The organism is Capsulimonas corticalis, from assembly GCF_003574315.2.
Lineage (GTDB): Bacteria > Armatimonadota > Armatimonadia > Armatimonadales > Capsulimonadaceae > Capsulimonas > Capsulimonas corticalis.
Genome location: NZ_AP025739.1, coordinates 953,129 through 974,442, shown reverse-complemented (window position 1 = coordinate 974,442; position 21,314 = coordinate 953,129). Strand labels below are relative to the sequence as shown.

Annotated in this window: 24 protein-coding genes and 1 pseudogene; 9 read left to right on the top strand and 16 right to left on the bottom strand. The window is 60.4% G+C overall.

The window, feature by feature from the left end; genetic code table 11:
- Positions 1–13: 13 nt before the first annotated feature.
- Positions 14–421, bottom strand: a pseudogene (locus D5261_RS33350) (redoxin domain-containing protein); the annotation flags it as partial.
- A 217-nt stretch (positions 422–638) separates the two neighbouring features.
- Here D5261_RS33350 and D5261_RS04215 point away from each other — a divergent pair.
- Positions 639–1,232, top strand: a complete 594-nt coding sequence (locus D5261_RS04215) for a hypothetical protein (protein ID WP_119320832.1) — start codon at positions 639–641, stop codon at positions 1,230–1,232.
- Between the two features lie 10 nt (positions 1,233–1,242).
- Here D5261_RS04215 and D5261_RS04210 read toward each other — a convergent pair whose 3' ends face one another.
- From D5261_RS04210 to D5261_RS04160, 11 genes are all read right to left on the bottom strand, one after another.
- On the bottom strand, positions 1,243–2,328 hold the full coding sequence (locus D5261_RS04210) for a hypothetical protein (protein WP_119320831.1): 1,086 nt from the start codon (positions 2,326–2,328) through the stop codon (positions 1,243–1,245).
- A 36-nt stretch (positions 2,329–2,364) separates the two neighbouring features.
- The gene (locus tag D5261_RS04205) at positions 2,365–3,561 is read right to left on the bottom strand and encodes a DUF429 domain-containing protein (RefSeq protein ID WP_125205916.1); all 1,197 of its coding nucleotides are present in this window, start codon (positions 3,559–3,561) and stop codon (positions 2,365–2,367) included.
- Positions 3,554–4,309, bottom strand: coding sequence for an alpha/beta hydrolase (locus D5261_RS04200; RefSeq protein ID WP_125205915.1), 756 nt, complete (start codon positions 4,307–4,309; stop codon positions 3,554–3,556). Before D5261_RS04200 ends, D5261_RS04205 begins: the two co-directional genes overlap by 8 nt.
- Positions 4,310–4,510: 201 nt before the next feature.
- Complete coding sequence (gene rpsD, locus D5261_RS04195; protein ID WP_119320828.1) at positions 4,511–5,131, bottom strand: 30S ribosomal protein S4; 621 nt, start codon at positions 5,129–5,131, stop codon at positions 4,511–4,513.
- A gap of 35 nt (positions 5,132–5,166) precedes the next feature.
- Positions 5,167–5,337, bottom strand: a complete 171-nt coding sequence (locus D5261_RS04190; RefSeq protein ID WP_165864098.1) for a hypothetical protein — start codon at positions 5,335–5,337, stop codon at positions 5,167–5,169.
- 33 nt (positions 5,338–5,370) lie between these two features.
- Positions 5,371–6,129: a DUF3386 family protein gene (locus D5261_RS04185; RefSeq protein ID WP_119320827.1), complete on the bottom strand. Its 759-nt coding sequence runs from the start codon at positions 6,127–6,129 to the stop codon at positions 5,371–5,373.
- Positions 6,130–6,206: 77 nt separating this feature from the next.
- Positions 6,207–6,377, bottom strand: coding sequence for a hypothetical protein (locus tag D5261_RS04180; protein WP_165864097.1), 171 nt, complete (start codon positions 6,375–6,377; stop codon positions 6,207–6,209).
- Positions 6,378–7,166, bottom strand: coding sequence for a prepilin-type N-terminal cleavage/methylation domain-containing protein (locus D5261_RS04175; protein ID WP_165864096.1), 789 nt, complete (start codon positions 7,164–7,166; stop codon positions 6,378–6,380).
- Positions 7,167–7,509: 343 nt separating this feature from the next.
- Positions 7,510–8,136: an SMI1/KNR4 family protein gene (locus D5261_RS04170; RefSeq protein ID WP_119320825.1), complete on the bottom strand. Its 627-nt coding sequence runs from the start codon at positions 8,134–8,136 to the stop codon at positions 7,510–7,512.
- Positions 8,137–8,180: 44 nt separating this feature from the next.
- Positions 8,181–9,347, bottom strand: a complete 1,167-nt coding sequence (locus tag D5261_RS04165) for an acyltransferase family protein (protein ID WP_119320824.1) — start codon at positions 9,345–9,347, stop codon at positions 8,181–8,183.
- Between the two features lie 398 nt (positions 9,348–9,745).
- Positions 9,746–10,366: a DUF1579 family protein gene (locus D5261_RS04160; protein WP_119320823.1), complete on the bottom strand. Its 621-nt coding sequence runs from the start codon at positions 10,364–10,366 to the stop codon at positions 9,746–9,748.
- A 66-nt stretch (positions 10,367–10,432) separates the two neighbouring features.
- Here D5261_RS04160 and D5261_RS04155 point away from each other — a divergent pair, with 66 nt between their 5' ends.
- Positions 10,433–11,386 (top strand): AraC family transcriptional regulator, encoded by a 954-nt coding sequence (locus D5261_RS04155; RefSeq protein WP_119320822.1) that lies wholly within the window; start codon positions 10,433–10,435, stop codon positions 11,384–11,386.
- Between the two features lie 114 nt (positions 11,387–11,500).
- Here D5261_RS04155 and lexA read toward each other — a convergent pair whose 3' ends face one another.
- Together lexA and D5261_RS04145 are read right to left on the bottom strand one after the other, a co-directional pair.
- Entirely contained in the window at positions 11,501–12,157 is a 657-nt protein-coding gene (gene lexA, locus D5261_RS04150) for a transcriptional repressor LexA (protein ID WP_119320821.1), read from the bottom strand.
- Positions 12,150–12,395: a hypothetical protein gene (locus tag D5261_RS04145; RefSeq protein ID WP_119320820.1), complete on the bottom strand. Its 246-nt coding sequence runs from the start codon at positions 12,393–12,395 to the stop codon at positions 12,150–12,152. Before D5261_RS04145 ends, lexA begins: the two co-directional genes overlap by 8 nt.
- Positions 12,396–12,503: 108 nt before the next feature.
- On the opposite strand from D5261_RS04145, the gene D5261_RS04140 reads away from it, so the two are divergent.
- The 7 genes from D5261_RS04140 to D5261_RS04110 all read left to right on the top strand — a co-directional run bounded on the left by D5261_RS04140 (position 12,504) and on the right by D5261_RS04110 (position 18,254).
- Positions 12,504–13,721: a class I SAM-dependent methyltransferase gene (locus tag D5261_RS04140; RefSeq protein ID WP_119320819.1), complete on the top strand. Its 1,218-nt coding sequence runs from the start codon at positions 12,504–12,506 to the stop codon at positions 13,719–13,721.
- The gene (locus tag D5261_RS04135) at positions 13,718–14,047 is read left to right on the top strand and encodes a hypothetical protein (RefSeq protein ID WP_119320818.1); all 330 of its coding nucleotides are present in this window, start codon (positions 13,718–13,720) and stop codon (positions 14,045–14,047) included. Before D5261_RS04140 ends, D5261_RS04135 begins: the two co-directional genes overlap by 4 nt.
- 10 nt (positions 14,048–14,057) lie before the next feature.
- Positions 14,058–14,387 (top strand): hypothetical protein, encoded by a 330-nt coding sequence (locus D5261_RS04130; RefSeq protein ID WP_119320817.1) that lies wholly within the window; start codon positions 14,058–14,060, stop codon positions 14,385–14,387.
- An 87-nt stretch (positions 14,388–14,474) separates the two neighbouring features.
- Positions 14,475–15,764 carry an MFS transporter gene (locus D5261_RS04125; RefSeq protein ID WP_125205914.1) on the top strand — a complete coding sequence of 430 codons (1,290 nt, stop codon included), beginning with the start codon at positions 14,475–14,477 and terminating at the stop codon, positions 15,762–15,764.
- 97 nt (positions 15,765–15,861) lie between these two features.
- The gene (locus D5261_RS04120) at positions 15,862–16,923 is read left to right on the top strand and encodes an alpha/beta hydrolase (RefSeq protein ID WP_165864095.1); all 1,062 of its coding nucleotides are present in this window, start codon (positions 15,862–15,864) and stop codon (positions 16,921–16,923) included.
- 129 nt (positions 16,924–17,052) lie between these two features.
- On the top strand, positions 17,053–17,553 hold the full coding sequence (locus D5261_RS04115; RefSeq protein WP_125205913.1) for a hypothetical protein: 501 nt from the start codon (positions 17,053–17,055) through the stop codon (positions 17,551–17,553).
- A 62-nt stretch (positions 17,554–17,615) separates the two neighbouring features.
- Positions 17,616–18,254, top strand: coding sequence for a hypothetical protein (locus D5261_RS04110; RefSeq protein ID WP_119320814.1), 639 nt, complete (start codon positions 17,616–17,618; stop codon positions 18,252–18,254).
- Here D5261_RS04110 and D5261_RS04105 read toward each other — a convergent pair.
- Positions 18,226–19,665 carry a sigma-70 family RNA polymerase sigma factor gene (locus D5261_RS04105; protein WP_119320813.1) on the bottom strand — a complete coding sequence of 480 codons (1,440 nt, stop codon included), beginning with the start codon at positions 19,663–19,665 and terminating at the stop codon, positions 18,226–18,228. The two genes, D5261_RS04110 and D5261_RS04105, sit on opposite strands and share 29 nt — an antisense overlap.
- A 145-nt stretch (positions 19,666–19,810) precedes the next feature.
- Positions 19,811–21,310 (bottom strand): sigma-70 family RNA polymerase sigma factor, encoded by a 1,500-nt coding sequence (locus tag D5261_RS04100; RefSeq protein ID WP_119320812.1) that lies wholly within the window; start codon positions 21,308–21,310, stop codon positions 19,811–19,813.
- Between the last annotated feature and the right edge of the window lie 4 nt (positions 21,311–21,314).

Below are 21,314 nucleotides of genomic sequence, written 5' to 3'. Positions count from 1 at the left end.
CGATGGGGGCGCGGTAGCTCCACTGGATTCTGCCTTCGGAGTCGATCACGAACAGCGCTTCGCACCCTTCAGCGCCGTAAAGACGGGCGATCTCCGCCTGTGGCGCGGGGTTCGCGAGAAAGGGCAGGCGCATCTGCTCGCGGGCGAAGCGCAGGTCATACCAGTCGCCGTCGACGGCGAAGTCCATCAGCTCGGCGTGCAGGTTCGGCAGTTGCGTGAGGATCTTGTTGTACTGCGCGATCTGCTCCCCGCGACTCGGGTCCCAGCCCGGCGGATAAAACGCCAGGACGACGGGCTGGCCGCGCAAGTCGGAAAGAGAAAGGGAGGCGTTTCGTGGGTGTGCGAGACGAAAATCGGGCGCGAGCGATCCCGGTTTGAGCGCGGAATCGAGCGGGCAAGCTGCAGCGACGCCATGTTCCATGCGGCGTTCCTTTCCGGATAACACGTGACAAATGGACTCCCGCGACGCCGGTCGGCGTGGAGATTCGACGGTATTTACCCGGAGAAATCGGCCGCTGAAACCTCAGAAAACTTTTTGCGTCTTCATAACGTTTTCATGTCCTGCGTGTAGCATATCGATACAAACACGACGCCAGCAAACGATTTGAGAACGATTTTTAGATAGAGGAGATCGGGAAATGTGGAATTCACCCAAACTGGAGCTGCACCTGTACCTGAAGAACGGCGATACGCACAAGTTCGTGCAGCATGACCCGGAGCTGATCCGGCAGACGCTGTCTCAGATCAATCATAAAGTCTTCGCGCAGCCGGCGCTGCTGATTCACGGGGATGATGTCGCGACGGCCTATCCGGGCTCCGCGCTCAATGGAATCGGGGTCGTGATCGATCCGGTTCCGGAGGAGCTGCTGCGGCTGGACCCGCATGGCTTGATGGAGCAGATCTCTGAGGAAGACTATCAGTTCGAACGCCGCCGCGCCGCCCCCATCATCGAAGGCCGCCCCTTCGTGATGCTGAGCGAGATCGGGTTCAGCAGCGGTCTGAAACTCTGGCTGAAGGCGCATGTGAGCGAAGCGGCGATGGGCCTTCAGGAGCGCCAGATGCTGCACAATACCTTCGCGCCCCCGACCGTCGTTTGCCGCCGCATGGGCGGCGGCGTTTCGATCTGGAACCGCGCGCAGATGCTCAGCTACTCATTCTCACCCAAGCCGAAGACCCCGACGAACGCCTGGCCGGCCGAGCGGCAACTGGTGGTGAATGGAATGTATGTGTGAGGGCCGCCTCTTATTTCAGCCACGCCCGGAACGCGTCGCGTGTTTCCGGACCGGCTTTGCGCTCCGCGAGAGTCAGGAGCTGTCGGCGGTCGCTGGGAGCGATTAGGGAGGCGGTGACGCCGCGCGGGCGGTCGTTCATCAGGAAGAGATCGCTGTAAGCGCGCAGCATTTCGCCCAGCTGATCCTTGGCGTCCTTGTCGGCGCTGCGGCTGACGCTGAGAATGGCGTCGGCGCCGGAAACGGCGAGGGACTGGTTGGCGGCGACATTCGACGCTTTGGTGACGTCGATGGGGGCGTTCAGGTAGTTGATGAGAATCTCAGCCTTCGCCGCCGGCGAGACTTTCGCGTCGCGCAGCCAATGCGCGAAGGCGCTAGAGAAGGCGCCGGAGCCGTAGATCTTGTCGTTGTAACCGCCGACGAGCTGGAAAAACAGATGCCCGGCCGCGCCCTGCCGGACCGGCTGCGCGAGCGCGGCGGGGACGGGCGCCGCGGTCTGCGTGATGGCGGTGTTGAATAGCGTCAGATCCCGCCAGTTCGGCTTGACCGTATGGTCGAAGGCGAGGGGAGTGAGCTGCTTGGAATCGGACTGCGCGTCTTGATCGAAGGCGTCCTGCACTTGATCGTTGTCGAAGGCGGCGACAAACTGCGCGCCCATCGCGATCGGGAGCCACTGGCTTAGAAACGAATGGGAGTTGGAGGGCTTTTCGATATCGACATCGATGGAGCTTTCGGGCTGGGCGAGCGGACGCAGCGTCTCCACGACCTTGATTTTGATGTGGTACGCGACGCTCGTGTGACCGTTCTGCTCGGTCTTGGGCGCATCGGTCTTGACGTCCGTCACCTCGCACCGAACCGCGTTGCGGTGGCCGAAGAAGGGAAACTTCTTGGTGTCGACAGGCGGCGCCGTGACGACCACGGAGCCTTCGGGCGTGTCGTGCTGCGCCCCATCCATCGGGGCGACATAGACGCGCTTGCCCGTGCTGTCCGAGGGCTCGATAAAGATGCCCTGCGGCTGTTCTTCGGCATGGGAGCTGTGCGGGAAGGACGCAAGCGCCACGGCGGCGAGGGCGGCGGTCTTCCACGAAAATCTGATCATTACGTCACGATCCTATATCAATCTCTTAGTCTGTCGTTATTGTATCATGATTTCGGCGCTCTCGCGCAGATCGGGAACGATCAAGCAGCCTTCTTGTTCGTCGCCCAGCGCCTCGTAGCGGCCTGCGATATAGAACAGTCCCACAATTGCGACGGTGATCGCGTCCAGCTCGTCGTGACTGACGCGTCCCTGCCGAAACTCGCCCATCACCCCAAATCTCGTGAGGCCGTCCCGCAGATATTCGACGCTCGCCTTCTTGCGCGGGATCCCGAGAATGTCCTGCGCCGCGCCGGGAAAGCCTTCAATCACGGGGAAACCCATCCGGCGAATATGGTCCGCGAGCGCGATCCCGCGCGTCGTCAGCGCCTGCATGCTGGGCAGCAGGGGAGGGTAGACGCCGACTCCGCGCCGCCGAAGCACCCGCTCGCACTCCCGATTGATGCCGAACTGGGCGCGTGTCGGGTCCCGATCGTCCACCCGAAGCCTGCCCGCCGGGAGGGAAAGAGGAGAGTCGAGGGAGACGATGGCCGGCGCGGCGTCCGCGATTCGGGCCAACATCTCGTCATCGGTTTTGATGCGCCGCGTTTCGGCGCGCGCCCCTTCCAAAAGGCACCAGCCCGACGGGCGCGTTTCACTTCCCGTCAAATCGATTCCCACGACGCGCAGATTGGGATCGAGACGGAGTCGATCGTAGGTGAATAAGGGCGTGGGCGCGCCGGCTTGCGCGATCCATAGGTCCAGATACCGCGAACTGAGCGGCGGCGTTTGATGCGCAGGCTGCCCCGCGCAGTCACGCCACATCGCCTTCAGGCGCTGAATGGCCGCATGGTTATTCTCGATCAGCCGGCGCAGCGCGCCGGGATCGCCCGCGCGGTAGCCATACCAGAGGTTAGGAGCCCGTTCGCCTCGATGTTCTTTCGCCGAGGGAGTCTTTGCCGCGCCGTATTTTCGCCGCATCAGCGTTCGCAAGTCGATCTGATGCTCGGGCAGGGGAAGATGGGGAGAGTGCTGTTTGAGAAACGGGAGATCGAGCCGAAAGCCGTCAAAAGTGACAAGAGCGCCGGCGGAGGCGAGCGCCTCCGCCAGCCGGTCGTCGCCAGATTCGGGGAAGGCGACTTCGTACCGCCCTCCCGTGTCCCATCCGATCATGACTGCGCGATCGTACCAGAGACTTGTCCCCGTGGTCTCTGCCTGAAGGAACAGAGGCGGGCCGGGAACGTGGGGCTTAACCAATGCCGAGATTCTTCGCGACCCACGGCAGCGCTTCTTGAATCTGCTGGTCCCAGAACGCCCAGTTGTGATCGCCGGGCATGGTGAAGTACTCGTGCGCAATCCCCAGGGTTTGGAAGTACGCGTGCATCTCTTCGTTCTGGTTGAAGAGGAAATCTTCCGTCCCGCAGTCGATCCAGAGCGCCGGCCGGGTCGCCGGGTCGGACTTCTCCGCAAGCGTGTGGACATCGTTCGGACCGCCGATGGCGTTGGGACCGAAGAGATCTGCGAATTCCCGCGCCCAGGGCTCCTGACTCTGTACGTTATGCGTGATCATGGCCAGAACGCCGGAGTGGCTGACGGCCGCGCTGTACAGATCCGGGTGCTTGAGCGCAAGCTTGACCGCCCCATAGCCGCCCATCGAAAGCCCTCCGATCGCCCGGCCCTCGCGGGTGGGGATCGTCCGGAACAGCGTATCGACACGCTGGATCAGATCGCGCGTCACGAACGTCTCATATTTGTCCTTGGGATTCAGCGCCGAGTCCGTATAGAACCCGCGCCCGCTGTTGGGCATCACGATGATCAGCGGCAGGTTCTCCGCGTACCGCTCCACGCTCGTCCGTCGCTGCCACGCCGTGTGATCGTCGGAGAGACCATGCAGCAGATAGTAGACGGGAAACGGACCGGTCCCCGTCTCCGGCAAAATGACGTTGACGCTGACCATGCGCTCCAGCGCGTTGTCGCTATTGAAATGGATTTCGCAGACTGCCATGTATTGTGAGCCTTTGGCGTAAAAAGAGATGCCGTCGTATTCGCGTCGATGGCCCGGCAATCCTGCTTGGGAGAGAAATAGGGGCGGGGCACTGAGGCAGGCCGCCTCAATTCACGTAATGCGCCTGCGGCCGTGGACTCATTCCTTCCTCTTCCGGTGAGGTCCAATTTTGCTGGGGCGTCATCACGTTTCCTTTCTATTCTATCGACTGTAGAACTCCACGATGCTTTGCGGATCGATCGCCGGCTCCGCGTGCTCGGGGCGCGGAATATCCAGCACCGTCGCCTCGATGGGAATGGCGCTGAAGGCGAGCCATTCGGGCGCGCGGTGGCGGATCAAGTCGCCGGATCCCGTCAGCGTCTTGAAGAAGGCGCTGGGGCGGCTGCCCGCGTGTACGCCGATGACGTCGCCGACTTTGACGCGCGCTGAGGGGATGTCGAGACGGCGGCCGTTGACGGTGATATGTCCATGATTGACAAGCTGGCGCGCCTGCGCGCGGCTTTTGGCGAGACCCATCCGGTAGACGACATTGTCCAGACGGCGCTCCAGCAGCGAAAGCAGATTGTCGCCCGTCACTCCCGTGCGGCGCTCGGCCTCTTGAAAGAGATTGCGGAACTGCCGTTCCATGAGGCCATACAAAAAGCGCGCTTTTTGCTTTTCCATGAGCTGCTGTCCATATTCTGACGGCTGCTTGCGCCGCTCATTGCGGCCATGCTGGCCGGGCGGGTAAGGCCGACGCTCCAAAATCCGTTCGCCCTTCGGCGAAATCCCCACGCCAAGCCGCCGGCTGACCTTGCCGACCGGACCGAGATATCTTCCCATAACTGATTTGCCTCCTCAGGCTTTGATTGCGACATTTATCGTCCGAGCATCTTCTGCGTCAGATTCAGATAGTCCGTGACCGTGGAAAAGCAGAGCCGCATGGCGCCGCAGGTGACGGTAATCTGGCCCAGAACGCAGATATGAACATGGCCCCATCGGAGCGCGGCGCGCAGCGCCTCTTGTGTCGTGTTGGATGCTCGGATCATAACGTCTCTCCTCGTGTGTAAACCGCCGAGTGGTTACGGCTTCTGAATGCGAATGTGATGGAAGGTGAGAATGCGCGTGGTGAAGCCGCCGTTCACGGTGGTCACGACGCGGCGCGATGTCGGTAGCCAGTAGCCGTCCTGATTCGCGAAGGAGTCGGTATAGGCGTCCACATGCTCTACGCCTCCGGCCTTATCGAAGTAGGTCACCAGAAATTGCTGGGGCAAATACTTGCCGGACTCCGTCCTGGTTGTCGCCATCATCGTGATCGTGAACTTCTGCCCGGACATGGTTCTCGTGACTTCCGTCACCTGATTGTCCCGAACGCGGTAGCTCGACTGCATCCGGTCGTTGAGCCGCACCGCGCGCCCGAGCGGGCTGTGGTCGTCCACGCCGAATGTGATCGGGTTTTTGCCCTCGCCCTTCGCGAAGTCGCTTTCGATTCGATGGTCGATCAAACTGCTCGCCTGCTCCTCCGCCCACTCCCGGGCGTCCGCGCTCAGCCCGGCGATGTTCGATTTGACTTCGCCGCCTTTGTCATAAGAGAGAGCGCCTTCGTGGATCTCGCCATTATCGTTTACCGTGACATCGGCGGTCAGACCGGGGAAATCGCGCGAGAACGTCTGGCGTGAATCGTGCGCGGCCTTCAATAAATCCCAGGCGGCCGGATCGTTTTTGACGTTCGCCGCCGGCGCGTTCTCGATGACGACATTCGAAGTCTCGGCGCGAAGCGCCGTGGAAGCGGCGATGCTGAGTGTGAGCGCCGTGAGAGTGAAGAATAATTTTGTGTTCATGTGTTGGTTACCGTTGAGTGTCTGTGAATTTTGCCCCGGGTAGGATCGCGCGAAGCGCGGGGATAGGTCATTCACGCCTAAGGACTATTCGGATCATGCGTCATCGCGTTCGCGCCGGCGGGGGCTTTTACGTCGGCTGGGATGCCGGTCGGAGCGCCGATGGTGTTACGCCAGAGCAGCGCGCAGAGAGCGATGAGGAAAAGGGCGGCGGCGGTGTAGTGGCGCCAGTCCATCGGTCGGCGGCTCATTTACGCCCCCAGGCCGTTCCAGAGCGTCTCATGAGAGAGAGCGCCGACGCTCATCGCCTTGACGTGGCCGTCTGCGAATGCGACGTTGGCTTTGCCTTGATGGCGCGGCATGACGTATCCGAACGACAGGCTGGTCAGCGGGGTAGAGCCCGTCCATTTTTGCGGAGGGTTGATCAGGAAATAGCCCATGACGAGCTGCGTTTGTCCGGGCGATGGCGCCCAGGTGGTGTCGGCGAGCAGGATGGTGTCGGTGGGAGCTTGAATGAACGCCAGGGAGACGCCCCGGCTGTAAGAGGAGCTGGCGCTGTCGCTCATGGCGCTGACATCGGCGCCGCCCGCGTCTTTTGTCGCGGGAGCGAGGTAACGCCAATTGTATCCGTAGGAAGGGAAGAGGCCCCAGAAGTAGCCGTAGTTTGGGCCGGAGACGTCGCGGTAATTGCTGTATGTTCCGGTATCCGACGCCGAGCGGTACAGCGCCATGGACTTTACATACGGCAGTGTCAGCCAGGGCCAGCGATTGGCGCCGAGGTTATCCGGGTGCGTGACGCCCGCTGGACCGGTGGAGGAGGCGGGAGGGAATATTTCGTCGGCGTCCTGTGCATACATCTGGAACGCGAGGGCCAGCTGGCGCAGATTGGACTGCGAGCCGGTTTGGCGCGCTTTGTCGCGAGCCTGTGCGAAAACGGGAAATAGGACAGCCGCGAGAATCGCGATGATGGCTATCACGACGAGCAGCTCAATCAACGTAAAGCCGGTCCGCGCGCGGACGGCGGAAGGGGCGCCTGGCATATGTAATCTCCTTGATCTGAATGATCCCATGCGCGGCGGCGCGTCTCGGGCCGGCGTTTTGCGCCTCTCACAAAGGAGGGCATGACGGGCGGACGCGCGCCGGCGCCGCGACGCCGCGCATGGGTTGTACAGGAGGAGGGGTTTGGGGTACGATACCTCTGGCAGAGGGTGAGATCGTATCACATCCCGCTCCGCGCCCCCGGACGCTTGCAGGCGTCTGGGGGCGCATTTTCCTGATCGGACGAGTGCGGAGTGAATCTCCGACTAACTCTGTCGGAGATTAGGATAGCACATAATAATTTCGCCTGTCAAGACGAGGGCGCGCGAATTTACGCGCGTTCGTTTATTCTTCGTCGCTCTCTTCTTCCTCGTCGTCATCGCCTTCCAGATCCACGTCCAGCGTCGCCAGGCTATAGGCCCGGTAGAACAGCTGACGTCCTTCCACCCAGTCTTCCAGCCAGCGCTGCAGCGACGCCGATTCCACCCAGCACGCTTCGGAGACCCGGCCCGCCTTCTCATAGTGCCACTCGGAGGGGACGCGCGTGAGCACGTCGACCTTCGGCATATTGGCGTCCAGGCGGATTACGGGCAGATCGGGCTTCATGCAGTCGACGGCGGAGAGGATGCCGCTGCCCCAGTCCACGATCGGGAGCAGCCCGTCGGGCCAGTTGGTGGGCCGGCGATCCTTGCCAGGCTCACGGCGCGCCTTGTACTGGTCGGCGAGTGTGTCCGTATCAACAATGACCGAGAAGAGACCATGCCCGGGGCCGAAGCCGCCCGCGCCGATTTCCAAATAGAGCCGCCGCAGGAGCGAGGGGAGCAGGAAGCCGAGCTGCACCACCGCCGCCGAAACCTGCGCCTCCGTCGCGGGCGGCGCGGCGACCTTGCCCGGAGCCCGCCCGTCGTCCGTCGCGAGGTTCGCATCCTGCGCGCGCGCGCGAATTTGCGCGATCAATGTGTCGATGTCCATGGGATTTGATCCGTTCTTTGCTGTTGTGAAACTCATCGTTGCGGCTAAAGCCGCTGCGCCATTTTATGGAACGGCAGTTCGAAACATCGGTAGTAAAGATAGGAGACGCCAATGATCGGCGGCCAGATCGCGATGGCGTACGCCAGAAATTTACCGGTGTCGGAAAGATGGGATGGGTCGATGAGATGCTGCTGCGCAAGCTCAAGGATGGGCCAGTGAATGAGATAGAGACTGTAGGAGAAGCTGCCGATGGCGACCAGAGGGCGCAGCGATAGAATCCGCGTCACCACGCCGGATCTTGCCTGGGACGCCGCGATCAGCAGGCAGCACGCGCCCAATCCCGTCACGAGATCGGCGATCGGCATTACCGAGACGAGGCGTTTCCAGCCAAAAATGAGGCTGCCGAAGCCGATCATGCCAAAGAACACCATCGCCAGCGCGGTCCAGGGCAGCTTATCTCGCCATTGGCGCCATTGCTGGGTCGGCCGGTAACAAATCTCCGCCGCATACATGCCAAGCGCGAAAAGCCCGAGAAACTGCACGGTGGCGCCGAACAGGATCGTGTTACGCCAGCACCACGCCAGCAAGTAAGCGATCGCGACCGTGCTCAGGACGGTTTTTGCGCCGCCAAACTTTCGCCATGCATAGAGAATGACGGGAAACAAAAAGTAAATTCTCCACTCCACGGCGATGGACCAGAATACGGCGCTGCTGGGAAGGGAATGCGACGGGAAGATATCGATCAAAAGGAAGAGATTGCTCAAAAAGACTTTGTGGTTGACCCAGTCGCCTGGGAGGCGCAGCCCATAGATCGTGTTGGTCGCGGGGTTGACATAGAAGCAAAGAACAACGATCTCCAGCAAAAACGTAATATAAAGCGGCGGCAGGATCCGCAGCGCTCTTCGTTTGAAGAAGCGTATAGGTCCGCCCTTCAAGTGTGTATCGTGCTTCAGAGTGGGCAGCATCAAACAAAAGCCGGAAAGGATGATGAATACGGCGACGGCGAGGTGTCCTTCCGCCAGAAACTTGAATAAGAATTTGATGAGGCCATGAGGAGCGTGGTCGACGGCGATACGGCCAATCGTATGAGCCATCATGACATAAAGCGCCGGGAGCGCCCGAAGAGCGTCGATAAAATCCAGCCGGTTTTTTGGATTTGTCGAATTCTCGGGGGGAGATGGTGATATTGTGTCAGAAACGATCGCCGCCATACACTGTGATCCTCGATTTCGCCGAATACGGCGATATAGGGTAGTACGATCCTGTGAAAGTCTCGCGGGTTGAAAGAAGTTGTTTTAGAACGAAGAAGCTAACGATTGAGGCTCCTGAGGAGGCTAACAAGCTCACAATCCGTTCGGCGCCCGGCTTTATATTATACCAGAGAGTCAATCACGAGTTTCGTTTCAAAAATTGACTCGCCGGCAGCCGCGTCATCGCAAGAACGCCAGGACACTCTTACGCGATGCAAATATGGCGCCAAGATACGAGTGACCATACTGTGGATATCGGGGGGCCGCCCATCCGTTTGTGCAAACGGATGGGCGGATGGAGGCGCGGCCGCGAACGCCGACCGAGCGATTGCGTGATTGCGATCAAATGATGGCGCGGCTTATTTGCGGCGCGTGTAAACCGCGTGATCGATCAGCCGCTCTTTTCCGCCCGGCGGCGTGAAGTAGAGATCGAACACGTGGCGGTCTGGAGACAAAATATGGATCACTGTGCGCTGCTTTATGGTTTTGCCCACGGACTTGTCGCCCAGGAGCCCTGCGTCCGTGAACTCGCCGCGCATCACGATATCGCCCGTCTTGGCGCCGCTGTTTTGGGCGCCTTTGTAGGTCATCATCATCGTGTTGAGCATATCCACCGTGTTCCACTCGTAACGCTTATCCATCGTCGAGTAGCTCAGAACGCCCATCCGGTAATAGTGATCCTTGCCCAGCGGCCCCTGCGTGATGTCGAGTAAGTGGCGGCCGCCCGTTCCGGCGATCCACTCGCGGTGACAGGTAATGCTGTCGGCAACCAGCGGTTTGCTGGGCGCGCCGCCGATGATGTAAGTGAATTTCCGGACGCTCCAATCGCCGACGAGCGCGTTCAAGCGCTGATGCATCGCTCCTGGTTGATTATTCCGCAGGAACACGGGCTGGGGCGCGTCCGCGAGCGTATGCGCAGTCAAGCCGCCGGTCAGAACGGCGAGGGCCGCGAAAGTCCGAATTGCCGTCATGTGTTTCATCGATAATCTCCTTAATAGTGATTATGGGCTTGACACGTTCGGTAAATCTATGATAATTTATCGTTAATGCTTACCAATTCATCCGATGTCGGGAATGCGCCGGTTCTCGATCCCTTAAGTGAGATACTTCAAGACCTGCGGCTTTCTGGGGTGTCTTACGGGCGCTGCGAGATGACGCGGCCCTGGGGAATCGAACTGCGAGCCCAGGCGGCGGCGCGGTTTCATTTTGTGGCGGAGGGAGAATGCTGGGCGCGCGGCCCGGAACTGGGAGAGATCGCCCTGCATGCGGGAGATGTCATGCTGCTGCCCCTGGGAACGGCGCATGCGCTCTCGGACAGTCGTGGGGGCGCGGCGATATTGTTGGAGGACCTGCCGAAGCAGGTGATTGGCGATCGGACATACCGAGTGCGCGGCGGCGGTGGGGGCGACCGGTCGCTTTTGTTCTGCTGCAGCTTGAATTTTGCGGATCCGTCCATTCACCCCTTGCTGGATTTGATGCCGCCGGCGCTCTTGGTGCGCGGCGCGGCGAACGGCGACCCTGCGCTGCTGGCGCTGCTGGAGATCATGGCGGATGAAGTCGTCGATCAGCGCGTGGGCGCCGCCACGGTAATGACGCGCCTCGCCGATGTCGTCACCACGCGGGTGATTCGCGCGTGGGTGGAGGGGAAGGAAGAGGGAACGACGGGATGGCTGGCGGCGATCCGCGATCCGAAGATCGGGAAAACCCTGGCGGCGATGCATCGGGATCCGGGACATCCCTGGTCGGTCGCATCTCTGGCAAAGATCGCGGGTTCGTCCCGATCGATGTTTTCGGAGCGCTTCACCGCCGTTGTCGGCGAGCCGCCCGCGCATTATCTGGCGCGCCGCCGGATGCGCGTCGCAAGCGTTTGGCTGCGAAACGAGCGCGTCACCGTCGCCGAAGCGGCCGCCCGTCTCGGATATGAATCCGAAGCCTCATTCAGCCGCGCCTTCAAACGCGTCATCGGCTCACCGCCCAGCGCCTTGCGCCGCAGCGAATAGGACAAGTTCAGCGCCATCCTGCAATTTCGTGTCGAACCCACGTCCAATCGCCTGCGAAGGCGGCATCCCCAAGCGGAGCAAATTCCTCCCCAGACGATTGCATCCGTGGCCGCTTTAACCTATATACCCCCGCAGCAGACCGACGACTTTGCCGATGATGGCGGCGTTGTCGGATTTGCGCAGGGGGATGGGGGCGTAGTTGGGGTTTTGGGCCTGCAATTCGATGCGGTTGCCGTGGCGGCGGAAGCGTTTGACGGTGGCTTCTTCGCCGATGCGGGCGGCGACGATGTCGCCGTTTTCGGCCGTGATCTGCGGCTGGATGATGACGAGGTCGCCGGGCAGGATGTGCGCGCCGGTCATGCTTTCGCCCTGGACACGCAGCAGGAAGCACTCCTGCTGGGATGATTTCAGGAGCTGGAGCGGGACCGGGACGATGTCCTCAATGTTTTGGGTGGCGAGCAGGGGCGTGCCGGCGGCGATGGTGCCGATCAGGGGCAGGCGGACCATGCCGCTGACTTCATCGGCGGAACGTTCCGAGACGCGCGCCAGGATACGGATGCCGCGCGAGGTGCGTGGGCCGTTTTTGCTGGAAAGGCGCTCGATGAAGCCCTTTTTGTGCAGGGCGTCGAGATGGATCGTCACTCCGCGAAGCGAACCGATATTCAGGCCCAGCTGCATCTCGCGAATGGTGGGCGGGTATCCTTTTTCTTCCACAAAGGCGACGATGAAGTTGAATACTTCCTGCTGCCGATCCGTCAATCCTTTAGCCATCGTTGTCCTTACTATCGCCACGCGGGCGGCTCTCGAAAGCGCGTCGTGTCGGCTGCTCGCTGTGATTTGGGAGCAAGTCGGCCATGTCTTGATACGGATTGCGCGGGCCGTTTTCGTCCGCGCTCTTGATCTCCGAGATCCTTCGGTTCAGCGCCGCAATGCGCCGACGAATGGAAATTACCAGCAGAACGATGACCGGTGCGCCGAGCAGCAGCGCCCATTTGTCGCTTTCGAGCATATGTTTGTATTCCGGCCCTGATTATACCCGAATTGTTTTCCGCTTCCGGCTGCTCGCTTCACGCCGCCATTCGGTATGCACGCGCGCATGCTACAATAGAATCCGCTTATGGATCTTCTCACCGCCCAATATTTACTGACCGAACCGGGACGCCTGCTGCTGGCCGAAGCCGGCGCGCTTCTGGCGGCGAAGGCCGAGCCGGTCGTCGCGCTGACACGCCTGCGCAAGACCGCCGCGCCGGAGATCGCGGCGGCGGCCTGGGAAATGGCGGCTTCGCGCCGCAAGGGCGCGCGCAAGTTCGGGGAATCCGCTGAGGCGATGTATTTTGTCGGGGAAGCGCTGGAGCAGGCGTCGAGCGCCGGCGCCGCCGCGTATCACGCCGCGCGCTTCGTGGAGGCGGGCGTCACCGCGCTAACGGACCTTTGCGGCGGCGTCGGCGGCGACGCCATCGCGTTTGCCCGCGCCGGCCTGCAAGTGACCGTCGTGGAGCGCGATCCCGCCCGCGCACTCTTCGCCGCCGAAAACGCGCGGGCGCTGAACTTAGAAACGAAGATCACCGTCCACTGCGCCGACGCCGCCGAATTTTCCGTGACGACGGAAGCCGTCTGGTTCGACCCCGCCCGCCGCGTGGACAAACGCCGCGTTGTCGCTCCTGAAGACTACTCGCCGCCGCTCTCTCTGGTGAACGACCTGCGCGATCTGGGCGTGGCGCACATCGGAATCAAGCTCGCGCCGGGAATCGATCACGATGTCGCCGCGCAAATGGACGCGGGTTTGGAGTTTCTCTCCGACGAAGGCGAGTGCAAAGAATCCCTCTTCTGGACGGGACGCCTGCGCGCGCCCGAGCCCGTCCGCGCCACCGTGCTCACCCCGCACGCAATACATGCGCTCGCGGGAACGCCTGACGAAGATACGGACTACATCCCGCCGGCGTCCTCCGACGAAGGCGGTTACTTCTACGAACCCGACCCCGCCGTCATCCGCGCGCACCTCGTCCGAACGCTCGCGCACGATTTGAACGCCGCGCCTGTCGACCCGCAGATCGCCTACCTCATCGCCCCCGAACTCATCTCCACGCCCTTCGCCACCGCGTACGAGATCGTCGAGCGCTTTCCTTACCACTTCAAGACACTGCAAAAGGCATTAAACGCGCGCGGCGTCGGCCGCGTGGTCGTCAAAAAACGCGGCGTGCCCCACGAGCCCGAAGCCGTGATCAAGCAGCTCAAGCTCAAAGGAACGGAAGAAATGACCGTCGTGCTCACCCGCATGGGCGACAAACAGATCGCCATTCTCTGCCGAAGGGTGCAAGAGGAGAAACGATTATGACTGATTCTTACGAGGAAGAGGCGCCTTCATCCGACGAGCCGTACGAGGGCATTGTGTCACTGCGTTATCTCGGCGCGAGTGTCGCGTTGGCATTAACGTTTGCCATCATCGCGCGGCTAGGTTTTATACTGATAGGCTCAAATGTCTTTGCATTTATTGGGATTTGGCTGATCGGTCAACTGATATTAACTGTGAGAGGCATCGCGCTTGGAGTGCGCGGAGTCCGATCTTGGCGGGGCAAATGCGGACTGTACGGCTCAATCCTGATGGTCGCCATTGTCATTTTCATGGCGTGGATTATTGTCGGCGTCATGGTTAATATTTAGGCGAAGTGATATGAGTGACCCCAATGCTGTTTGGCCTCCGCCGTCAACGAACGAGCCGCCGATATCGCTGCCGCCCAACCATGTGCGCTCGGCGATAATCTCGCTCACCTGTTTCATTACGTACATATTTCTGGTCTTTGCATGGATCGTTACGACGTCATTAGGTGAAACATCCATGGGAGTGCGCCCGAGTGTCGTGGAATTGGGCTCCCTAATGGTGATGTTTGCAGGCATTGGGTTTGGGATACGTGGCTGGAGGCATTGGCAAGGGAAAATCGGGCTCATCGGCTCCTCGCTGTTACTTTTTGCCTTTGTTGTTCTGATGGTTTACTTTGTGTAACCACTGCAAGAGAAGAAGCTGTCGGAATGTTGGTTCTCACTCCATAGACAATGCTATGAAATACGATCGTGAAAAGATAATTTGGAGATGAGTAACGTCTTGCCCCTCGGCGCATCGCGGGCCGACCGCATCTATAACTTTTTTTCCTGTGTGATCGATTCGATCGGATGGCCGCTGGGGATGGCGTTCTTTTCGAACACCATCATTCTGCCGGTCTTTCTGGCGCATCTGGGCGCGTCGGACCTGCTTGTCGGCTGCGTTCCCGCGCTGATGAACCTGCTGATCACCCTGCCGGGGTTTCTGGTCGTTCCCTATCTTAGCCGCCGGAAACGCGCGCGCGGGTTTCTGATTTGGATCGCCCTGTTGGAGCGCTTCGCCCTGTTTCCTTTGGTTCCGCTGACGCTGATCCTGGGCGTGTCGCATCCCAAATGGATGATCGCCGCGCTTTTTGGCTGTCTGACCGTTCACGCGACGATGATGGGACTGAACCAGCCGGCGTACTGGATGGCGGTGGGAAAAACGATTCCGAGTCACTGGCGCGGTCGTCTTTACGGCGTGGCCGGCGGGATTGGCGGCGTGCTGAGCGTGGGGGTGGAGCGGCTGCTCAGTCATCTGCTGTCCGGACCGAGCGGGGGATTTCCGGAAGGGTATAGCCAGGGGTTCTTGATCGGGTTCTTGATTCTGACATTCACCGTGCTGCCGCTGGGATTTCTGCGCGAACCCGACAGCCCGGTTGTCGTGGACAAAGACGCGCACCCGCCGTTCGCGCGTGAGCTCACCCGTGTTCTGCGCGGCAATCGGAGCTTCCGAAACTTCCTCTACGCACAGACCGCCTTTCAACTGGCGGCCGGCGTGACGCCTTTTTACATCCTCTACGCCCAGCGTGATATTGGCGCGAACACGACGGCCGTCGCGGCGTTCACCGGCGTCATGGTCTGCGTGACCGCCTTCGGCGGCCTGGGGTGGGGCGCATGGGCCGACCGCGCCGGCAACAAAATCATCTTGCTGGCCGCCTCCCTCTGCGCCGTCCTTGCGCCCCTCGCCGCCCTGGGAGCCCACGCGCCCGTCACCTTCTACTCCGTCTTCATCCTGCTCGCGCTGCTCGCCTCCGCGAGCAACATCGCCGGCGCGAACATCGTGATGGAGTTCGCCAGCGAAGCGCACGAAATCGCCCTCTACATGAGCATCGCCAATATCATGACCGCGCTCCCCCGCACCGTCGCCACCCTCCTCGGCGGCGCTGTTGCCTCCGCCACCCATGGATACCGCGTCGGCTTCGCACTCTCGGCCATACTTGCCTTGATCAGTTTGCTGCTGACCCTGCGCGTGACGGAGCCAAGGATCAAAGTCGAGCGGCCGCTGCCGCCGGGGCCGTAAATGACTTGGATTGAAGTAGCAGCGCCTGGGACAATGTGATATAGTAGTTCTCTCATCAACCCTACTTCGCCGTAAAGAAAGAGTGATGGAAATGCGATTGGACACATCGAGTCGCCGGATCACGCTCGAAAATTTTGATGACGGCGGTCTCGCCTCGGGGCCGCGAAGAATCGAGATTCATCTTCCGGAAGGTTATGGCGAAAGCCGCGATTGTTATCCCGTCGTCTATTTCAGCGATGGCGGCATCGTGTTTTCCAATTCCGGGCCATACAGCATGGACGTGGACTTGGCGCACGACCGGCTCGTTCAAGATGGATCTATTAGCCCGGTAATTCTTGTCGGGATTACGAACACCTCGTCCGCCGGCAGAGCCCGGGATCTCACGCCCACGGAAGAAAGCGGCTACCCGGATTTTTCGGAAACCGGCGGCGGTCTCGAAGGCTACTACCAATTCATCGCCCAGCGCCTCAAGCCCTCGATGGACCTTCAATATCGCACCCAGCCCGAGGCGGCCTCGACCGGGATCGCCGGCGCGTCGCTGGGCGGCCTGGCGGCGTTCTTGATCGCCTACGAGCATCCGGAAACGTTCGGCATGGCGGGCTGCATGTCTTCTTCATGGAGCTGGGATCATGGATACGCGTTCCGTCGGATCGAAAGCGATGGGGGCGCCGCGAAGCCGATCCGCATCTGGGTGGACGGCGGCGGCGAAGAATATGAGGTGTGGCGGGACGCCGCCCACGCCTACGATCTGCTGGAGCGGCAGGGATGGACCCCGGGTGAGAACCTCGCTGCCTTTTTCGACTACGCCGCCGCCCATGAACCGGCCGCTCAGCGGGACCGGATGCGTGAGATGCTCAGCTTTTTGCTGCGCCGAGAGCCTCTCAAACTCGTGGATTACCGACTGATCTGCGCGAGTGACCCCACAAGAGATGTGGTGCGTCTCCATGTCGGTGAACAGCGCATCATCGCCGCGGAAGCGTGGCGCGAAAACGGCCTTCGCCTCACGGTCCCGCATCCGAATTTCACAATTGCGGACCCAGACATTGTGACCTTCGACGAGCAAGACCCGCTCCTGCTGCACGGAGTATCGCCAGGAGAAACGATTCTTTCGTCGGTTTATCAGGGATACACGGCCTCGCTGCGGGTGATCGTGTCATAAAAGTGTTCAAGACAAAGATAACGAAAATTTAATCGTAATTTAATATGTGCTTAAGAATTTTCGTTGCTAAAAAACGGTACATTCTTTAACGCGAGCCCGATGGAAATCCACTGAAAGCTAAAATGAATCATGAATCACTGTCTGCTCGTTTCTTTGGCGCTCGGGGTGAGTGTTTCTATATTTGCTCTCCATACACGCACGCATAGCGAATCGCAAGGCTCTGCGTACCGCTCCGATTTGCGCGTCGCTCAGTCCGCAGGTCTCGCCATACTGGATTACGCCGAAAAACATCACGGGCAATTGCCTGCTTCTCGTCATTGGGAAGAGAGCATCAAGAGTGATTGGCCGGAAAAAGATTCCACTGTGCTAATGGCGCGGCATCCTGGTGACCGGCTTACCATGAACGACAGGTTCTCTGGATTGAAATTGCGTCAGATCTCCCCTGATACCTCTGTTGTTCTTTATGAAAGCCACTCAGACACAAAAAACGCACATGGGATTTTCCCTTGGAAGCAATATCATCAATGCTCAAGTTCAGCGCCAGGGTCGAGGATGATTGTTTTTGCAAGCGGGTGGTCGGCTTCCTATGCGGAAGGCCCGGAGATAATGTTTACAGCGCCTAAGAAATAGCGGCTGATTTTCAATATCACGAGCAGAAAATGCGCAGCCGACATGATCTGGAGAACTCCTAAATGCCTTCCAGAATTCAGCCAACTTCCCAGCCTGGGCGGGGAGCCCATTCTCGGACGACGGTTCTGAGTATCCTGGGCGCCGGAATTGTCGCCGTGACGGCCGGCTTTCTGCTCGGGCAAAACCGAATCGACAGAAGCGCTCAAGGGGAAACGATGCTGAGGGCTCACACGGTCGAAGAGGTCTTGTTGGCGTACGCTCAGGACCATGGAGGTCATCTCCCAGGCGTTCAAAATTGGGAAAACGCCGTTTCGGCTGATGCTGCTGGCGGTGTGACCTTACGGGCCTCCACGTATTTCTGGGAGCGGCCAAGAAAATTCGCTTTCAACCCCGCCTTATCCCTGCGCGATCTGACAAAGCTGCCGCATTCCGACCGAGTGATTTTGATCTATGAGGCAGCCGCGCAAAGCCCCTCTCCATCGGATATCGCCGGCGCTTTGCCTCCCTGCGCGGCGCGCCATGGAAGCAGCATCGCCATTGGCTTTGCCGATGGGCATGTCGAAGAAATCTCATGTTCCCAGCGGCAAGCCGTACTCCAGCGAAGCGACGAGATCCTTGCTCATGCTTCCCCGTCAGCCCAAGGAAGTCTCAGGGATCGAAGCGCCAGCGCGTCTATTTCCGACTTGAGGCCGCCGCAGTAAGCCCGTCCACGATCCCCTGCGCGATCCGTGTTTGCTTTTCCGGGTCTGTGAGAGCGGAGAGGTCGAGGGGATTGGACATAAATCCGCACTGAATCAAGATGGCGTTGCTTGGCTGCTCTCGAAGGATGGAAAACCCGTTTGTGAAACGAGTGGTGTCGGACATGGCGCCGTAGGCGGGCAGGACGGATTGCTGGGCGACGCCGTTGAGCACGCTGACCGCCAGCGACTGGGCGGCCTTATTTTGCGCATGATAATAGACGGTGGTTCCGGAAATGGTTTCCCGCGACGTGCTGCCGCAATGGATGGAGAGGAAGAAATCCGTGTGGTGGTTGACGCCGATTCGCGCCCGTTTGCTGGGAATCGAATAGACGTCGCTGTCGCGTGTGAGGAATACCCGGGCGCCTTTTGCCGCGAGCAGATCACGCAGCTTGAGGGCGATCGCCAGATCCAAATCTTTCTCCAGGACTCGACCGGGGCCGCTCGAAGTGGCCCCAGAGTCGCTGCCGCCATGGCCGGGGTCGAGGACGATTGTGAAGGGGAGCGAGTTCGAGTCCGCGCTGCCGGCGGGCGCCGTGACGGCAGGCGTCGCCGCCGATGGATTGCTTTGTCCCTGAACGATCAGCGGCGCGCCGGCGGTCAGCGCGACGACCAGTACGAGGGCGGCGGTCGCCATATTTTTGAGAGCCATTGCGGTGAGCACTCCTTTTGTCAGTCCGTAGATTTTCGATTGGACGGCCAGCGCGCCGGAATGGACGCTCCCCGGAAGAGAAGAAGCCTGTTCGATCCGTTGAAGCGCCGTGTTGGGCGCGGCTTGAGAATTCTCCGATCCGATCAGCGCCGCGATTGTCGCCGCCGTGAGACAGATCCCCTCATGGGCGATAGCCCGGCGTATCCGATCGACCGCCCGGGACACGCGTTTCTGCGCCGCGTCGTCGGAAATACCGTACCTCTCTCCGATCTCATGAAAACTCATTTCCTCGTAGAACCGGAACTGCACGGCCTCCCAGTCGCTGCGTCCCAGCGAACCGAGCGCCGACAGCAGCGCCATGTCCAGCGCCGAGACATCACCGCTATCGACTTCGGCGGAAGCGGACGCCTGCGCGCGCAGACTCGCTTCCCGGGCCAATCGCCGGGCTTCTCGTTTCCGCACGTCTTGAGACGCAAAGCGCGCGGTTTTGAACAGCCATCGGGAAACAATCGCGCCGGGCGGCAGCATGCCCGCTTTTCTGGACAGGATCAAGAAGACGACCTGCGTGACATCCTCCGCAAGCCAAGGATCCCCAAGCTCCCGGCGGCAAGTGGTGTAAACCAGCTTCATATGCCGCCGCACCAGCTCATCGAACGCCGCCTGCGACCCATGCCGCGCATACTGCCGGACCAGATCCCAGTCATGCCTCTGTCGTGTTTGCATACTTAATCATGGCCATCCAGGGAAAGAATCCGACAGACGAATGGGAAATTGTTTTTCTGAGGGAAGATGAGGAAGGAGAGACTCACGGCCTGATGAGGGTCAGGCCGTGAGCGATGGCCGGCTCCGCCCGAAGCTGTCTCAAGCGTTAGGGAGTGAAGGTCGCCGGATCTATCGGCCCGTTGACCGTAGGGTTGTCAAACGTCAGGATTGTATGAAAGTTTTTGCCTCGCATATCCATCGCCATCTTTACAAGAAAGTAGCTCTTGCGATCAATCCAATAGGTCGTGTTTCCCGTAGGCGGAGAACTGAATATTCGGTATGTCGCGGCGCCGTTTACGGTCTCCGTGGAGAGCGTGAGAGGGCTGCCTTTGGCTTGCTCCGAGAAATCCCAGGTTTTGGAATGGGTGAGCAGCGATGGGACGATCGCCCCGGAGAGGCCGGAAACGCCGGTGATGGCGGCGATCGCCATATCCGATTGCGGCATCGGATAATCAAATGGCTTGCCATCCATCAAGACGCGGCGGGTTTGACTGTTGGACAGCATGTCATACGGTAAGCCCATCGCCGGCGCCTGACCGAGTGTCTTTCCCACCACTCGCAGCTTGTCCGGGCTTTGGAAAGAAATGTGCGCCGACGCGGACATTGCGCCATTGATTTGCGCCTCGACCGTCTCGTCGAACGTTGTCATGGAGCCATAGGCGTCTTGGCATTGACGCAGAATCTCCAGCGCTTTCGGATCCGTCGTAGAACTTCCGGGCGTTGTCGCGGCGCTCGTGGACGCGATTGCGGGGCGAGTGTGTGCGGCTCGGGATTTTCCAGAAGCCGCTGCATGACTGGCGACCGTATAAATACCGGAGACGCCGAGAGCGCCAACACTCGCTGTCACGAGGGCTGTGCGTAATTTATTGATGATCATCTGCTGAATAACTCCTTGGGCCATTTGACTCAGAGAATGACTGAGAGGGGCGGAGTCGCGAGTGAAAATATCTGCTCCCATCGGCGCCGAACCGGCCTGATGCGAATCTAATATTCGCTCCCCAATTTGGGAGATGTCAGGTGTCGCGCGCGCTGCTTCCGCTGTGAGCGCGGCGGTCAATGCGGCGATGCTCAGTGTGGCGCCGGCCGGGGCCAGACGCCGCCTCAGCTTGACGACCGCCCGCTGTACGCGCATCCGCGCCGTGTTCTCCGGGACACCGAGCAGCTCTCCGATTTCCTTCAAGCTCATCCCGTCAAAGAACCGCATCAGGACCGCCTCGCGATCCTGTTCGCCCAGCGCCGCAACGGCGTCGTTGACTCGGTCCGCGATGCGCGCCCAGACGGCGCTGTCTTCGTCCCGCCAACTCTGCTCGAATGCCTGCCGCTCACGCTCCTGGCGCATTTGCTCCCGTCTGCGAATCTGCCGCGCCGTCAGCCGCGCTGTTGTGAAAAGCCAGCACGGCAGAGACGCCTCGGATCGAATGCTGGACGCCTTGCGCGCCAGCACCAGAAACACCACCTGCGTGGCGTCCTCCGCCAAAACCGGATCGTGCAGTTCGCGCAGACACGTCCCAAAAACCAGTCGCAAGTGGCGCTTCGCCAACTCCGCGAAAGCGGCCTGCGAATTTTCCTCCACATAACGGCGCAGCAAGCGCCCATTCTCCGTCACTCTC

What these genes read in the sequence shown, in the direction of transcription:
- D5261_RS04215 (WP_119320832.1), top strand. Translation starts at nt 639, where the DNA reads ATGTGGAATTCACCCAAACTGGAGCTGCACCTGTACCTGAAGAACGGC.
- D5261_RS04210 (WP_119320831.1), bottom strand. Translation starts at nt 2,328, where the DNA reads ATGATCAGATTTTCGTGGAAGACCGCCGCCCTCGCCGCCGTGGCGCTT.
- D5261_RS04200 (WP_125205915.1), bottom strand. Translation starts at nt 4,309, where the DNA reads ATGGCAGTCTGCGAAATCCATTTCAATAGCGACAACGCGCTGGAGCGC.
- rpsD (WP_119320828.1), bottom strand. Translation starts at nt 5,131, where the DNA reads ATGGGAAGATATCTCGGTCCGGTCGGCAAGGTCAGCCGGCGGCTTGGC.
- D5261_RS04190 (WP_165864098.1), bottom strand. Translation starts at nt 5,337, where the DNA reads ATGATCCGAGCATCCAACACGACACAAGAGGCGCTGCGCGCCGCGCTC.
- D5261_RS04185 (WP_119320827.1), bottom strand. Translation starts at nt 6,129, where the DNA reads ATGAACACAAAATTATTCTTCACTCTCACGGCGCTCACACTCAGCATC.
- D5261_RS04180 (WP_165864097.1), bottom strand. Translation starts at nt 6,377, where the DNA reads ATGAGCCGCCGACCGATGGACTGGCGCCACTACACCGCCGCCGCCCTT.
- D5261_RS04175 (WP_165864096.1), bottom strand. Translation starts at nt 7,166, where the DNA reads ATGCCAGGCGCCCCTTCCGCCGTCCGCGCGCGGACCGGCTTTACGTTG.
- D5261_RS04170 (WP_119320825.1), bottom strand. Translation starts at nt 8,136, where the DNA reads ATGGACATCGACACATTGATCGCGCAAATTCGCGCGCGCGCGCAGGAT.
- D5261_RS04165 (WP_119320824.1), bottom strand. Translation starts at nt 9,347, where the DNA reads ATGGCGGCGATCGTTTCTGACACAATATCACCATCTCCCCCCGAGAAT.
- D5261_RS04160 (WP_119320823.1), bottom strand. Translation starts at nt 10,366, where the DNA reads ATGAAACACATGACGGCAATTCGGACTTTCGCGGCCCTCGCCGTTCTG.
- D5261_RS04155 (WP_119320822.1), top strand. Translation starts at nt 10,433, where the DNA reads ATGCTTACCAATTCATCCGATGTCGGGAATGCGCCGGTTCTCGATCCC.
- lexA (WP_119320821.1), bottom strand. Translation starts at nt 12,157, where the DNA reads ATGGCTAAAGGATTGACGGATCGGCAGCAGGAAGTATTCAACTTCATC.
- D5261_RS04145 (WP_119320820.1), bottom strand. Translation starts at nt 12,395, where the DNA reads ATGCTCGAAAGCGACAAATGGGCGCTGCTGCTCGGCGCACCGGTCATC.
- D5261_RS04140 (WP_119320819.1), top strand. Translation starts at nt 12,504, where the DNA reads ATGGATCTTCTCACCGCCCAATATTTACTGACCGAACCGGGACGCCTG.
- D5261_RS04135 (WP_119320818.1), top strand. Translation starts at nt 13,718, where the DNA reads ATGACTGATTCTTACGAGGAAGAGGCGCCTTCATCCGACGAGCCGTAC.
- D5261_RS04130 (WP_119320817.1), top strand. Translation starts at nt 14,058, where the DNA reads ATGAGTGACCCCAATGCTGTTTGGCCTCCGCCGTCAACGAACGAGCCG.
- D5261_RS04125 (WP_125205914.1), top strand. Translation starts at nt 14,475, where the DNA reads ATGAGTAACGTCTTGCCCCTCGGCGCATCGCGGGCCGACCGCATCTAT.
- D5261_RS04115 (WP_125205913.1), top strand. Translation starts at nt 17,053, where the DNA reads ATGAATCACTGTCTGCTCGTTTCTTTGGCGCTCGGGGTGAGTGTTTCT.
- D5261_RS04110 (WP_119320814.1), top strand. Translation starts at nt 17,616, where the DNA reads ATGCCTTCCAGAATTCAGCCAACTTCCCAGCCTGGGCGGGGAGCCCAT.
- D5261_RS04105 (WP_119320813.1), bottom strand. Translation starts at nt 19,665, where the DNA reads ATGCAAACACGACAGAGGCATGACTGGGATCTGGTCCGGCAGTATGCG.